Here is a 13,376-nt window from a genome sequence, read left to right as displayed (position 1 = left end):
AGACGGTCGCCTGGACGCCCTTCTGAAGAGCGGCGGTTGGAGCACTTTGCGCTCCACCACCCGCTCTTCAGAAATCTTCATTTCCAACAGTATAGTTATAGCCTATTTTCAACAGACAATTGCGAGGAGGCCGCAGGCCGACGCGGCAATCTCATTCATCGAAAAGCGAGATTGCTTCGCTTCGCTCGCAATGACACAGATGAAACATGGAATAATATCTCGCAGATTACTTACCCGACAAAACTTGACGGTCACTCTACTAGATTGAAGCATCTATTTAACTTGGGAGGATTGCTAATGAAAAAATTGTTTGTGAGTTTGATGTGCTGTTTTCTGTTCGTCGGAGTCGTATTTGCAGACCGTTCGACGTTGGATGACACGAAAACCCGGGTCGCGATGCCGTTGCCAGAACCACCCGTGATTGATGGGCTGATTGATTTGGCTGGTAGTGAATCGTGGCTGTATGCTGGAGGCGCTGAAAACACCAGTTCGTACTGGGTTATGCGTTTCAATGATACGTTAGAAGATTACATTGAAGGCGCGAATATCGGTAATGGTGGGTTCGGCCCTCTCGATAATACTGATATCGACGTGCAGGTGTTTGTTGGCTATGACAGCGACTATCTGTATGTAGGTTTCATTGTTGTCGATGACTCGATTTTCAATGATAGTGCAACAGCCGGTTCGCAAAATGGAGAGACTTGGCTTGACGACAGCACAGAAGTATTTGTTGACGGCGACAACAGCAATTTTGATGCTCGTGACACCGCTGGCGACAAACCCGAAGGGTGGAGCACGGGCGGCCAGTATGTCGTAACCGCCAATAACGCCTATCGCGAAGCCGAGGCGGGCGACCCTGGTTTTGGTCCTTCTGCGCCTTGGTATGGCGTGTGTGAAGTTGATGGAAGCGGTCGGTTGAATTATGAGTATCGCATTTCACTAGACCTGTTGGGGAACCCTCAACCAGGCGACGTGATCGGTTTTGATCTGTCCGTTAATGATGATGACGATGGCGACGCATTGGATAACCAGTACGTCTGGGCTGGCGCTACACATCATGAAGCGACTTATGGAAACTTGATCCTGGGGCCGCGTTCTTATACCGCTCCGCTCGTCACATCCGCTCCGACGGTTGACGGCGTGATTGGCGCTGGTGAATACGGCGATGCGCCCGAAATTCAGATCAATCCGTATACGGGCAATTATAGTGGTATTGATGAATGGCTTCCCGGCGACCACGATTGGTCGGCCTGGGTGGTTCATACCAACGATAAACTTTATATCGCGGTTGATGTTACCGACGATGTGATTTCTACCGATGCCGCCGCAGCAGGTTCCGTTGACGGTGAAACCTGGACGGACGATAGCGTCGAAATGTTTTTGGATACCGACGCCAGCGATGACAATGGCAGCGGAGGAAAAACTGGCAACCTTTGGGAAGGCCAATTTGTTATGACTCCCAATGGCGCGGTGCGTTCCGCAGAAGCCAGCGGCGCGGTCTTTGGTGAAGACGGCGAATGGTTTGCCGCCACAACAACCACCGCGACTGGCTATGTCGTTGAATATTCCATCCCCAAAGATACCATGTTTGAAATGCAAAACCCAATGGGCTTTGACATCGCCGTCAATGATGATGACGACGGCGGGCGCAAAACCCAATTGGCTTGGAACGGTCGTCCGCACACGGAATTATCGTATGGCGAGTTGTTCTTGTCAGGTTCAGACGTTGACGTTTGGGAACTGTATTAAATCTTAGAATTATCGCATGACATTATTGAAAGGCGGTCTCGTTGAGACCGCCTTTTTTTTGTCCGTGAGTTTCTTTCACAAATACTATTGATGAATGGAAGGCGGCAGCGAAGTTTTAATGCCGTATTTTTTGATCCGATAGCGTAGGGTGTCGCGTGAAATTCTCAGTTGACGGGCTGCCAGGCTTTGGTTCCATTCCGCTTCATGCAGCGCTTCAAGAATCATCCGTTTTTCCTGCTCGACCAATGGCGAGTTCCCGGATGCGTTAGCGTTTTCGATGGCGGATTGATGCAAGAGCGCTTCGGGCAAATGTTTCTCGCGAATGATAGAGTCTTTGGTCAAGAGCACCATGCGTTCGAGCGCATTTTTGAGTTCGCGCACATTGCCCGGCCAGTTATAGTTTTGCAGCCGTTGCAGAGCAATGGGTTCAATCTCCAGCCGGGATTTTGAAAACTCATTACGAAAGAGTTCTAAAAAATGTTCAATGAGCGCCGAGATGTCTTCCGGGCGTTTTCGCAGGGGAGGAATATGAATCGGGATAACATTCAGACGATAGTATAAGTCCCGGCGAAATGTTCCATCTTCTACCGCTTGTTCTAATGGCTGGTTGGTCGCGGTGACGATGCGCGCGTCCACGGTCCGTTCCTGCGTACCGCCTATGCGCCGAAACACTTTGTGCTCTAAAAATTGCAAGAGTTTGGTTTGCACGACTGGATTGATTTCGGCAATTTCATTGAGAAACAATGTGCCTTGGTTGGCCAATTCTAACAACCCTCTTTTTGTGGTTCGCGCGTCGGTATACGCGCCGCGTTCATGGCCAAACAGTTCGCTTTCTAATAACGGGCTGGGAAACGACGGACAGTTAATTTCAACAAAGGGTTTGCCTTTGCGCGGGCTTAAGCGATGAATCGCTTTCGCCATGAGGTCTTTTCCAACGCCGGTTTCGCCGCGCAGTAAAACCGTGCTGGAGCCGTGGCTGGCGATCTGCGAAAGGGTGTTGATGACTTCTTGCATGGCTGGCCCAACCGCGACCACGTCCTCAAGCCCGTCGCGCTGTGCTTGCACCGTACGGTGGCTTGTAACTTCGGATTGCAGGGAACGGTGCTGCAGCGCTTTTTCGATGCGCACCAGAATATCATCCAGGTCGAACGGTTTGGCGACATAATCAATGGCGCCCGCTCGTACGGCGGCGACTGCGTGTTCAAGATCATCCAAAGCCGACAGCATAATGACGACGCAGCCCGCGCCCCGGCGTTGGAGAATCTCTAACACTTCCTGACCGCTCATGCCGGGCATCTTATTGTCCAGAATCATCAAGTCCGGTTCTTGCGTTTCGATTTCGCGCAGCGCCTCTTCGCCGGAGCCGACCGCTCTCACGGCGTATCCAGCAAGAGAGAGGTCGTTTTGCAGAGACCAGCGGATTAATTGTTCATCATCGACAATGAGAAGGTTGGCGTTTGCAGCGGCAGACATCAGGCGCAACTCCCCGTGCAGTTTTTCAGACTCGGGTCTGTCAGCGGCAAACATGCGACGAATGTTGTTCCCTGGTCAGGGTTATTGCGGTAGAACAAACAACCGTGGTGCTCTTGTATGATGCGGTGTGAAATTGAGAGCCCCAGCCCGGCGCCGTTTTCTTTGGTGGTGAAGAAGGGTTTAAAAACGGCTTCGATATCCGGCTCGTTTACGCCAGGCCCATTGTCGCTGATGCGAACTTGGATGACGCCGTGTTGACAGCGGTGTAGGGCCATTGCGTGGTTGGGGCCAACGTCTGAGATCGAGTTCGGCGGCTGATATTGGGTCGAGACGGCCAGTTCTAATTTCCCTTTTGTCGCCTGCTGTGCGTTATTGAGTAAATTGAGAACAACCTGTTGAAGCAAGCGAATGTCAGCGTTCAATAAAGGCAAATTCTCTGCGAGTTCAATGTGGGTTTTTCCGGCGTTGCTCTGGTCTTGTTCAAAGAGACGGACCGCTTCGCGCACAGCGTCATTGACGTTGATGGGGTGAGTAGACGATTTGCCCATGCGCGCGAATGAAAGCAGGCTGCTGACTAAACCGTCCAGGCGGTTCGCCGCCGAGCAAACTTCCTGATAAATTTCATATTGGGGGTTATCTTCCCCTACGCCCCGCGATAGCGTTTGCAGCGCGGCGCGGATTCCCGCAACCGGATTGCGCAACTCATGCGCGAAGCCGCCGACCAGTTCTCCCAGGTTGGCGAGTTGTTGCAAGCGTTCGAATTCTTCAACGCTCATTTGTTCGAGCTGTTCTTTGAGCGCAGAATGCTTTGTGTTGGGTGTTTGGGTATCTGACATTGTTGCCCTAAAAATAGTTGTTTCAAGAATTATACACAATTTTGTCGTATAAAAGGGGGCGTTGGTTCGGAAGACATGAGATCGGTTGTCGGTTATTTTCCGATAAACAGGCGCTCGCCGCTCAAGTAGCGCTCGGTCGAATTCTTTTGCTCAAGCGCGCGTTTTAATCCTAACGTGAGATTTTGCTGGCTGACGTCCCAATCCCATTCCGTGAAAAGCGAATGGATCGCGTCATATTCGATTTTGTATAAATCACTGACAAGCGAATTAAAATCAATAATCGAAGGCAAGCCGTTCATGGCTTTGATACAGTCAGACACATCCGAGGAGTGATGGGCCTGGCAATTGATTGGACGCAAGGGATGGATTGAACATGAGCCTTTACGTAATAGCGGGCAGAAAACCAGCTCGGTGTTTTCATTAAACGGACGACCAAACTCCGAGTGTTCGATGTAATGTTTGATGCGCCGTTTCAGCGCGGAAATTTCGCCTTTGCTCCAAGTTTGTTTGATGTGCTCTGCAATGGCGATGATCTCGTAACTATGCGCGTGAACAGGGAGGCTGCAGCAGTAGGAACAGCCTTTGCAGCAGGCGATGTTTTGAATGACGCTGATTTTGGTGAGAGAGGCGATAAATGAATCGACGACTTCATAACAGCGTTTTAACACGTCAACAAAAAGCGCAGGGGAGGGGTCGCTTCGCAAAGATTGAAACGGCTGACGGATACGATTATACAACTCTCGTTCCGTAATCTCAGTAAGCATGTCTCCTTCTCCCCAATTCAATACTGACGTTATACCACACGCCCTGCGGTAAAATACAGCGCAGTAAAGAATAAAAAATCCCTCTCGCTGATTTCAACGGGAGGGATTTTCGTTAACTACCCACTTTTACGATGTCGCCGTAACTGGTCAAGCCATTTGTGGCTTCATAGATGTCAAACAATGACTTGGGCGCATGTTCATAGTCCGGCCCCATGCTCCAAATATAGTAGACGGTGCCGATATGAAAATTGTCGGATGTCTGGTCGATAATTTTTCCTTGTTTTGCATGAGCGAATAACGATTCAGACTGGATCAAACGGTTGGGAGACACGCCGCCGTTGCCGAAATAATCAGCATGGTATGAACCGTGGCTCCATTGAAACAAATTCGCCTCTTTTGTATCGGTCGCTTGAAATGGGTCGAGCGGCGGCGTTCCGATATACGATACTGGCGTGGTCATATATTTGTTCTGCCACAATGGGTGTCCGGGCGCGTGTGGCGGGAACTGGCCTGTATCCAGCCGGTACATCTGGTAGATGTCTAACCACGTGCGCATTTCTGACTCGCATTTGGCGACTTTGGCCCGAATTTGTGCGTTGAGAAAATTGGGTACGGCAATCGCGGCGAGTATACCGATAATGGCGACTACAATCAGCAACTCGATCAGTGTGAACCCTTTGCGTTTCATTTAATTCCTCCCGATTCAGAGCATTGATAATACAAATAATAGATACGCTAAAAGGTAAACATAAATTTTCGGGTTTGAATAGAGTCAATCGAATGTTTTTTGTATTATATTTACAAATTGATACTTGTCTTGATTTTTGGGGCGCCGCATGAGATAAGGGATTCAAACAATTTCATCAGGGGATTATTCAGCAACATTTGCGCTTTGGTTTGAATAGGTGAGTTTGTTTTTAGAGAATTGGGCCAATATAACGTGACTATTTATCTTGCCGTCTCTTTGCCGTTTCTGATGATCCCCGCATTGGTTCTGATTGGCGTCTTTGCCTCTCGCGAGGGAGGGCTTTTAATGCAAAGCGGGGGTGCGCCATACCAACATGTTTTATGGTATTTGTTTTGGGGAGGGCGAACGCGCGCTCTACTGCACCATCAGCTGCAAGTGTCTTTGAGAAAACCGCAGACGTATTGGATTTTCGGGCTGTCATTGATCGTAATTTCCGCGTCGTTCGCTGCTGCCTATAACAGCATGGCGGGCGTCAAATATAACCTCGACACGATCTCGGTGTTAACGCCGCAGCTAATTAATATTTACCGCTTTGTGAGCATGATCGGCCTGGTGTTGTTCGTGCCCGTGATTGGCGTGTCCGCGATTTCACAGGAACGCGAAGCAGGGACGCTGGATTTAGTATTGACTTCCGCTACGCATCCGATGGATTACATCCTATCTAAAATCAGTTCCGCGTTTATCGTCGTTCTGGTCATTCTCATTGGCATGGCGCCGGTGATGAGCGTGACGTTTTGTATGGGCGGGGTCAGCCCTTATGATGTATTTAGCGTGTTGCTCTTTCAAATGATTCTCACCGTATTCGCACTCGCGGTCAGCATTACATTTGGCTCATTTTTCTGGCGGTTTGACGTCGCATTAGTTGTTTCGTATGGTATCGTGGGCATGTTTAGCCTGTTTTTCTATAGCGCAGGGCAGTTTGGTACGGCGCGGGAAAACATGGCGCTTCCACTTATATTTTCTATTGTTGCGATGATTGGCGCATTGTTGTTTCTATCGCAAGCGCCTCAGTTCCTGACGCGTGAAATCAACAAGACCAAACCCAAGTGGTGGCGCCCGATTTCACTCAAAGGCTTCGACGCCCAGTTGTGGACGTTTCTCGGCGCGCGGGAGTATGGCGACCCGATTGCTGACCATTCCAACCCCATTTACGTGGCGGAGCGCGACCGCTTTTTTAACGCCGTGGTGCGGCGCGATTGGGACGTGCCCAGTTTATTATTTTTGTCGTCGGTACTGCTTTCAATCAGCGCATTGTTTCCACAATATATGTTGTGTATCGAGTATGGAATCATTTTGGTGTTCACGCCGATTGTGGGCGCGACGCTCTTTTCTTCAGAGCATGAACGCGCCAATTGGGAGAACCTACGCTCGACGTTACTCAAAACATCTTCCATTTTTTGGGGAAAAATGCGACTGGCGGTCGGGCATGGCCTCATCCATGCCTATTCATTTTACGCGCCTGCATTAATGATTTTGGCCATCATCTGGTTTACCTCTTATATGATGTATCCCAACGGGATCGGCTACATCAAAAGCGAAAACCTCTTTCGGGTGTGGACGGGGCATGTTCTGGTATTTATCACCGTGGGATTTACGGTGTTGTTTCTTTCTGCGCTGTCGGTGATGATTTCAACCTTGCATAAGCGCACCATGCCCGCGTTGATGCAATCGTATGGATTGTCAGCGTTCTTTTTATTCGGGCCGTGGTATTTCAAATTGCTGCATCCCGCCCCCAGCGCGTCTCTTGGCGGCAGTGGAGATATGGACTTCTTCGCAACCATTTTAACAATCTGGAACGGGCCCTATGTGTTTAACCTTTGGCCCAGCGTTTCAACAAAAGGGTCAGCAAATTTCGAGACAATTTCTCTTTTCTGGTTGATGTTTGCCTCTCATATTTTGTTGTTAATTTTATTGACGACTGTCTGTACAATGATTGGATACAAACAGATTCATAAAGCGCAGGACTAATCGAGAGAGGCGCTTCGTTTCAAAATATACATTCATCATTCACTTTAGAAACGGGAGGAACACTTATGAAGATTCAACATTGGGGAACAATTGTACTGGCTGTCGTCGTGTTTGCGGGCGCTGGCTGGGCGCAAGACTTCAACGGGCTTGATATGAACCTGGGCAACCTCTACCGCATGTCAGACGCCAAAACCCGTTCGATAAGCCCTGAGAACTTCACCGGCGCCAAGGGCATGGGTGGACGCGCCGTCGACGGGACGGGCAAACACGCCTCGCGGGAATTAGGACAAGGATGGAAGGTCTCTCCCTCGGTGCGGGTCGAATCGGGAAGCACTTTCACCATAGCGGAAATCGAAGGCCCCGGCGCCATTCAGCATATATGGTTGACGCCGACCGGCAACTGGCGGTATTCGATTCTGCGTATGTATTGGGATGACGAAGAAACGCCGTCGGTTGAATGTCCGGTGGGAGATTTCTTCGGCATGGGCTGGGGCGAGTATGCGCCTCTTAATTCGCTGCCTGTTGTTGTGAATCCCGGCAGCGCGTTTAATTGCTATTGGACGATGCCGTTCCGTAAAAAATGTAAAATCACACTCGAAAACATCGACGAAAATGCCATGGTCGTTTATTACCAAATCGACTATACGTTGACGGAGGTTCCTGAGGACGCCGCCTATTTTCATGCGCAGTTTCGCCGGGTGAATCCGCTGCCCTATAAAGATGTGTATACCATCGTGGATGACATCAAAGGCAAGGGGCAATACGTCGGTACGTACATGGCGTGGGGCCTCAATAGCAATGGTTGGTGGGGCGAGGGCGAGATCAAATTCTTCATGGACGGCGACAAGGATTGGCCCACCATCTGCGGCACCGGGACGGAAGATTATTTTCTCGGTTCCTATGGATTTGAGAATAAAGCCAAGCGCGAGTACGAAACCTACACCACGCCTTATGTTGGCTTTCACCAATTGATTAAACCCGACGGCTTCAATCGCGCTCAACAGCGGGTGGGGTTGTATCGCTGGCATGTGATGGACCCGGTCCGCTTTGAAGATGATCTGCGAGTGACGATGCAGGCGCTGGGGTGGCGTTCGGGCGGGCGGTATTTGCCGCTGCAGGATGACATCGCCTCGGTCGCGTTTTGGTATCAATCCGAACCGCATGGCAAGTTCCCCAAATTACCAAGCAAAGACGAGTTAGAAGTGAATTAGGAAATGGGCGCCTGCAATTAGAAAGGCGCTCCAATCTGTCATTCAAAAAGCGGCGCGGACATAACTCTGTTCGCGCCGCGTATTAAGCCTCATGGGTTTTTGGGGCTTCCATACAAACCATCTCGCAATATAAGTTATCGTTGCTATAATTCGTGTAAGAGTGAATGTTTGAGTTGTGAGGGCGCCGTGTCAGCACCGATCATTGAACCAACACCCATCGGATTGGCCTTGTGGCCGGTCTATTGCAGCAAGTGCGGGCGGTTTTTGGCCGAGGCGCCCGAGACGGCGATGGTGATCTGCCTCAAATGCAAACAGCGAAACTTTCCCGACCCAAACGCAGGCCTGCCCGTGAAACGAAAACCCGCTCAAGATACCCTGTGGTAACCCGGTAGATCGCGCCTTAATCAAACACGCATACAAGTGAGGATTTTATGACTTGGTCTGAACGCTCATTGGCTGCTTTTCCCGCCGGTTCAAACGGAGAATTTAACCTGACGCCTGAACTGACGATGGTTGTCCAGCGTGGACAAGGTTGTCATCTGTGGGACGCCGACGGACGCGAGTATATCGACTTTTCGATGGGGTGGGGGTCTGCGCTGGTTGGACACGCCAACCCGGCGGTGGTCGAGGCGGTGGTTAAACAGGCGCCGCTTGGATCGAATTTTTCGTATGTGAACGAGAATGCGTTGCTGCTCGCCGAAGAGTTGTTGCGCCTCAGCCCGGCGTGCGACCGCATTCGCTTTGCGGCTTCTGGGACCGAAGCGACCTTGTATTGCCGCCGCTTGGCGCGTGAATTTACCGGACGCTCAAAAATTTTGAAGTTTGAAGGCGCCTACCACGGCGCGACGGAAATCGGCGTGGTCAGTTTGTTTCCTGACAACCCGCCCGACTGGCCCGAACCCGAACCGACCGGCACAGGAGCGTCGCGCTCGGCCTTGAAAGATATTTTGGTTGCGCCGTATAACGATACCGAAACCATGCGGCGTATCATCGAAGAAAACGCCGACGACCTTGCCGGCGTGATCGTCGAGCCGTTGCAACGCTGTACGCCGCCCAAGCCGGGCTTTCTCGAAGAACTGCGGCGCGTAACCCTGGAACACGGGATTATTCTGATATTTGACGAAGTTGTGACGGGGTTCCGTTTGGCGTACGGCGGCGCACAGGAATATTACGGCGTGGTCCCTGACCTCGTCGCCTATGGAAAAGCGCTGGGCGGCAGTTACCCCATCGGCGCGTACGGCGGACGGGCTGACGTGATGGACTTGGTGTGCGAGTCGCGCATGAACCAAATGCCTTACGTGTGGTCAGCGTCAACTCTCGGCGGCAACCCCATTTCTTGCGCAGCGGCGCGGGCGACCTTGGGGCAATTCTCGCAAGAGGGGGTCTACCCGCGCCTGCATCAGCTCGGTAACTATCTGCGGGATGGAATGCGCAAAATTCTGGATGAACAGGGTGTGACCAGCCAAATTATCGGCGACGGGCCGCTGGCGCAGGTCGTCTTTTCCGGCGAGCCTGTCTTTGATTATCGCTCTACCAAGAAAGGCGATTCCGCCAAAGGGCGTTGCCTCATGTTGAATTTGTTCAAGCGGGGCGTTTTTCTCAACCCGATGGGAACCAAACTCTATCTCTCGATTGCGCATGATGAATCAGTTTGCGATGATTTTTTATCTCGCTTTGTTGATGCACTGAAGGAAACAATTGTTTAATATGAACTCGACCTCTCAAGCGAAAGCCCCGCGTGGATTGGCCGCGCCGGATTTTCCCTTTTCACCAAAGCGCTTTCCATTTTATTACGGATGGGTGATCGTCGCCGCCAGCACAGTCGGCGTGGTTATGAGCATCCCCGGCCAGACGATGGGCGTCAGCGTGTTCACCGAGCACCTGATGGTTGCATTGAATTTGACCAGCGTCCAATTGTCCGCTGCGTACATGTGCGGGACCATTCTCAGCAGCTGCCTATTGCCATTGGGCGGCAATTGGTTTGACCATTGGGGCGCGCGCAACCTGGTGGTTCCTTCTGCGTTGGTGTTGAGCCTGACGTTGTTATTGCTGAGCCAATGCGACCGCATTGCAGGTTTTCTGACGGTCGGGAATTCTGATACCGTACGTCTGGTTACTACTTTCACCGTAATTTTTATTGGCTTTACGATGCTGCGTTTTTCCGGTCAGGGGTTGTTGACCATGACCTCGCGGGCCATGTTGGGCAAATGGTTCAATCGCAAGCGAGGGTTTGTCTCCGGCGTACACGGAACGGTTGTCACCTTTATGTTCTCGATCGCGCCATTGGCGCTGAATCATTTTGTCATCGCGTTTGAATGGCGCGGCGCATGGGTTTTTCTGATGGGGATGTCGTTGGGTATGGCGCTGTTCGGCTGGTTGTTTTTTCGCGATACGCCCGAAGAATGCGGTTTGGTGATGGACGGCGCCGTCGTGGATGGCGACGAAGATCACCAAGCCAAATCCCACAACGTCATTAAAGAATTCACGCGGATGGAAGCGTTGCGCGACTATTCATTTTGGGTGTTTACGCTCGGGCTTGCGTCGTTCACGCTCATCATTACCGCGATCACCTTTCATATTGTCTCTATCGCCCGCGAAGCCGGACTGGCAGAGGAACAAGCGTTTTCAATCTTCATGCCCATGGCGGTCGTCAGTATTATTTGCAATTTTATTTTCGGCTGGATTTGCGATTACGTTCCATTAAAAGTTACGTTGATATTTATGATGGCGACCATGGGGATGGGAATCCTAGCGATTCCGATCATTTCATCTTGGGCGGGTTGGTGTTTGGTGTTTGTTGGATTGGGCGCTTCCGGCGGCGTGTTCGCTCCATTGATTACCGTTGTTTGGCCTGAATTTTATGGACGGGAGCATATCGGCGCGATCAGCAGTTTTAATTTGTCGGCGATGGTGTTCTCTAGCGCTATCGGCCCGTTTTTGTTCAGCCTGTCGATGGATTGGTACGGTTCGTATAACAACGCTATATATGTTAGTTTAGTTATTCCTGTGTTGGTGTCGGTGGCTGCGATGAAAGCCAACAATCCTCAAGACCATTTACGGAAGTTGAACGGATAGTTTTCGTCCGCGCCTGTTTGGCCTGCGCCAACTCAAGGTGAATATCAAGATACCAACTAAGGGGACCAAATATTTTAACCACTGGCAAGCGGCTTCAAAAAAAGTCATCACTTGCGCTTTCCAACTAAACCACGCGCCCGGCGGGTAACTGACGAAGGTGTTATCAACAGCAGTGGTGAAACACGCAACCGCCGCGCCGCCGCCGCCGTGCGGCGTAAAGTATTCATCAACCAGGTCGGGGCGTGTTTCTAATTCGTGTACGCCAAGGACGTTTCCGTTTTCATCCTCAATCATCACTTCAAAATCAGGATCGTACATTCGCCACGCGCCGTCGTGAAATATCTCCATGGTGACGTGTCCATTCAACCCCACATGGCGGCTTGGGTAGCCAAAGCGTTGCGTTAGTGCAACCAGCATGTAATTGACTTGGCTGCACAAACCGTGATCGCTCAAACGCAGCAATGAATCAACATTGCGTATGGCTTGGATGTCGCCGCGGGCGCCTGCGGGTTCCGCCAACCAGCCCAGTCCCCATAAAATCCAATTGCTGAACAGGTTATAGCGGGCGCCTTCGCTATGGCCGAACCGGGCGCAGACGATATCGTATAGTTGGCGAATTTTTTGCGCGTCCGTCCCGTTGAGCTGGGCGGCGGCATATCGCTCCAGCGCAGCCAGGTTCGGCGTTTGTTGGATCAACTCAACGTCATATTGTTCCCAGTTGCGAATTGGGACTCTCCCGGTTCGGCCCAAAGAGGTCGTATCGCCCAAAATGGTGAAAATCAATAATAAAATTGATACGACGAACAGGGTTTGTACAATTGCTGACTTCATGTGTGATTCACTCCATGTTTCAAAAAGCAATCTTAATTACAAAGGGAGAATATTGCCCGCTGGATGATGAGAAATTAGAAGCATTGGAAAATACAGCCTTTATGGATTAAATATGCAGGCATATCTTCACTTTGTAAACGTATAAGGCGGCAATTATTAACGATGCACATTTGGATTCGATATAGCGACCTCAGTCTGGGCCAATGCAAAGACGCGGGCATGGCCTTGTGTCTGATTTGTCTGTTGATTGGCTGGTTTGGGCAAATCAATGGGCTCTATGCCGCGTCGATTATTGTGTTGTTAATCAATATGACTTGGGCGGGGGCGTTTAAGCCCTTTGCTTGGTTCTGGTTTAGTTTATCGTTCGTTCTGGGTACGGTGGTTTCAAAAATTATCTTGTCGGTTTTATTCTTTGTCCTAGTCGTCCCTATCGCGTTTATTCGCGCGCGTCTGGGCGAGGACCCCCTGCATTTGAAACTCTGGAAACAGGGCAAAGAGTCGGCCTTTAAAGAACGCAACATCACGTTTTCAAAACGGGACGTCGAGCGTCCCTTCTAATTGGAGCGCAGCATGGATTTGTTTCGCGATTTTATTGGATTTATGAAAGAACGCAAAAAGTTCTGGTTGATTCCAATTATTCTTACGCTCTTTCTTTTTGGCGCCTTGATTGTGTTCACCAGCGGTTCGGCGATTGCGCCGTTCATATACGCAATGTTCTAAG

General features: G+C 50.7%; 13 protein-coding genes. 8 read left to right on the top strand and 5 right to left on the bottom strand.

The annotated features are described in order from the left end of the window. Positions 1-297 precede the first annotated feature (297 nt). Entirely contained in the window at positions 298-1,749 is a 1,452-nt protein-coding gene (locus P9L94_10200) for a sugar-binding protein (protein MDP8244441.1), read from the top strand. An 84-nt stretch (positions 1,750-1,833) separates the two neighbouring features. On the opposite strand, the gene P9L94_10195 is transcribed toward P9L94_10200, so the two are convergent. From P9L94_10195 to P9L94_10180, 4 genes are all read right to left on the bottom strand, one after another. Beyond that, positions 1,834-3,222: a sigma-54 dependent transcriptional regulator gene (locus tag P9L94_10195; protein MDP8244440.1), complete on the bottom strand. Its 1,389-nt coding sequence runs from the start codon at positions 3,220-3,222 to the stop codon at positions 1,834-1,836. Beyond that, the gene (locus P9L94_10190; protein ID MDP8244439.1) at positions 3,222-4,058 is read right to left on the bottom strand and encodes an ATP-binding protein; all 837 of its coding nucleotides are present in this window, start codon (positions 4,056-4,058) and stop codon (positions 3,222-3,224) included. The genes P9L94_10195 and P9L94_10190 overlap by 1 nt, the downstream gene beginning before the upstream one ends. Before the next feature lie 92 nt (positions 4,059-4,150). Continuing rightward, the gene (locus tag P9L94_10185; protein MDP8244438.1) at positions 4,151-4,822 is read right to left on the bottom strand and encodes a YkgJ family cysteine cluster protein; all 672 of its coding nucleotides are present in this window, start codon (positions 4,820-4,822) and stop codon (positions 4,151-4,153) included. A gap of 112 nt (positions 4,823-4,934) precedes the next feature. Beyond that, positions 4,935-5,510, bottom strand: coding sequence for a prepilin-type N-terminal cleavage/methylation domain-containing protein (locus P9L94_10180; protein ID MDP8244437.1), 576 nt, complete (start codon positions 5,508-5,510; stop codon positions 4,935-4,937). A 435-nt stretch (positions 5,511-5,945) separates the two neighbouring features. On the opposite strand from P9L94_10180, the gene P9L94_10175 reads away from it, so the two are divergent. The 5 genes from P9L94_10175 (at position 5,946) to P9L94_10155 (ending at position 11,824) form a co-directional block, all read left to right on the top strand. Further along, positions 5,946-7,538: a hypothetical protein gene (locus P9L94_10175; protein ID MDP8244436.1), complete on the top strand. Its 1,593-nt coding sequence runs from the start codon at positions 5,946-5,948 to the stop codon at positions 7,536-7,538. Between the two features lie 65 nt (positions 7,539-7,603). Then, positions 7,604-8,749 carry a DUF2961 domain-containing protein gene (locus tag P9L94_10170; GenBank protein ID MDP8244435.1) on the top strand — a complete coding sequence of 382 codons (1,146 nt, stop codon included), beginning with the start codon at positions 7,604-7,606 and terminating at the stop codon, positions 8,747-8,749. A gap of 186 nt (positions 8,750-8,935) precedes the next feature. After that, positions 8,936-9,133, top strand: coding sequence for a hypothetical protein (locus P9L94_10165; GenBank protein ID MDP8244434.1), 198 nt, complete (start codon positions 8,936-8,938; stop codon positions 9,131-9,133). Positions 9,134-9,180: 47 nt separating this feature from the next. Next, entirely contained in the window at positions 9,181-10,455 is a 1,275-nt protein-coding gene (locus P9L94_10160) for an aspartate aminotransferase family protein (GenBank protein MDP8244433.1), read from the top strand. 1 nt (position 10,456) lies between these two features. Next, on the top strand, positions 10,457-11,824 hold the full coding sequence (locus P9L94_10155; protein MDP8244432.1) for an MFS transporter: 1,368 nt from the start codon (positions 10,457-10,459) through the stop codon (positions 11,822-11,824). Here the strand turns inward: P9L94_10155 and P9L94_10150 are convergent. After that, positions 11,804-12,655 carry a hypothetical protein gene (locus P9L94_10150; protein ID MDP8244431.1) on the bottom strand — a complete coding sequence of 284 codons (852 nt, stop codon included), beginning with the start codon at positions 12,653-12,655 and terminating at the stop codon, positions 11,804-11,806. The two genes, P9L94_10155 and P9L94_10150, sit on opposite strands and share 21 nt — an antisense overlap. 162 nt (positions 12,656-12,817) lie before the next feature. Between P9L94_10150 and P9L94_10145 the strand changes: the two genes are divergently transcribed. Both P9L94_10145 and P9L94_10140 read left to right on the top strand, forming a co-directional pair. Beyond that, positions 12,818-13,213, top strand: coding sequence for an SxtJ family membrane protein (locus tag P9L94_10145; protein ID MDP8244430.1), 396 nt, complete (start codon positions 12,818-12,820; stop codon positions 13,211-13,213). Positions 13,214-13,225: 12 nt separating this feature from the next. Continuing rightward, a complete protein-coding gene (locus tag P9L94_10140) occupies positions 13,226-13,375 on the top strand; it encodes a DUF5989 family protein (GenBank protein MDP8244429.1) in 150 nt (49 codons plus the stop codon). Position 13,376 lies beyond the last annotated feature (1 nt).

Source organism: Candidatus Hinthialibacter antarcticus (assembly GCA_030765645.1).
Taxonomy (GTDB): domain Bacteria; phylum Hinthialibacterota; class Hinthialibacteria; order Hinthialibacterales; family Hinthialibacteraceae; genus Hinthialibacter; species Hinthialibacter antarcticus.
This window is presented reverse-complemented; position numbering and strand designations above follow the sequence as displayed.

What these genes read in the sequence shown, in the direction of transcription:
- P9L94_10200 (MDP8244441.1), top strand. Translation starts at nt 298, where the DNA reads ATGAAAAAATTGTTTGTGAGTTTGATGTGCTGTTTTCTGTTCGTCGGA.
- P9L94_10185 (MDP8244438.1), bottom strand. Translation starts at nt 4,822, where the DNA reads ATGCTTACTGAGATTACGGAACGAGAGTTGTATAATCGTATCCGTCAG.
- P9L94_10160 (MDP8244433.1), top strand. Translation starts at nt 9,181, where the DNA reads ATGACTTGGTCTGAACGCTCATTGGCTGCTTTTCCCGCCGGTTCAAAC.
- P9L94_10145 (MDP8244430.1), top strand. Translation starts at nt 12,818, where the DNA reads ATGCACATTTGGATTCGATATAGCGACCTCAGTCTGGGCCAATGCAAA.
- P9L94_10155 (MDP8244432.1), top strand. Translation starts at nt 10,457, where the DNA reads ATGAACTCGACCTCTCAAGCGAAAGCCCCGCGTGGATTGGCCGCGCCG.
- P9L94_10140 (MDP8244429.1), top strand. Translation starts at nt 13,226, where the DNA reads ATGGATTTGTTTCGCGATTTTATTGGATTTATGAAAGAACGCAAAAAG.
- P9L94_10180 (MDP8244437.1), bottom strand. Translation starts at nt 5,510, where the DNA reads ATGAAACGCAAAGGGTTCACACTGATCGAGTTGCTGATTGTAGTCGCC.
- P9L94_10190 (MDP8244439.1), bottom strand. Translation starts at nt 4,058, where the DNA reads ATGTCAGATACCCAAACACCCAACACAAAGCATTCTGCGCTCAAAGAA.
- P9L94_10150 (MDP8244431.1), bottom strand. Translation starts at nt 12,655, where the DNA reads ATGAAGTCAGCAATTGTACAAACCCTGTTCGTCGTATCAATTTTATTA.
- P9L94_10195 (MDP8244440.1), bottom strand. Translation starts at nt 3,222, where the DNA reads ATGTCTGCCGCTGCAAACGCCAACCTTCTCATTGTCGATGATGAACAA.
- P9L94_10170 (MDP8244435.1), top strand. Translation starts at nt 7,604, where the DNA reads ATGAAGATTCAACATTGGGGAACAATTGTACTGGCTGTCGTCGTGTTT.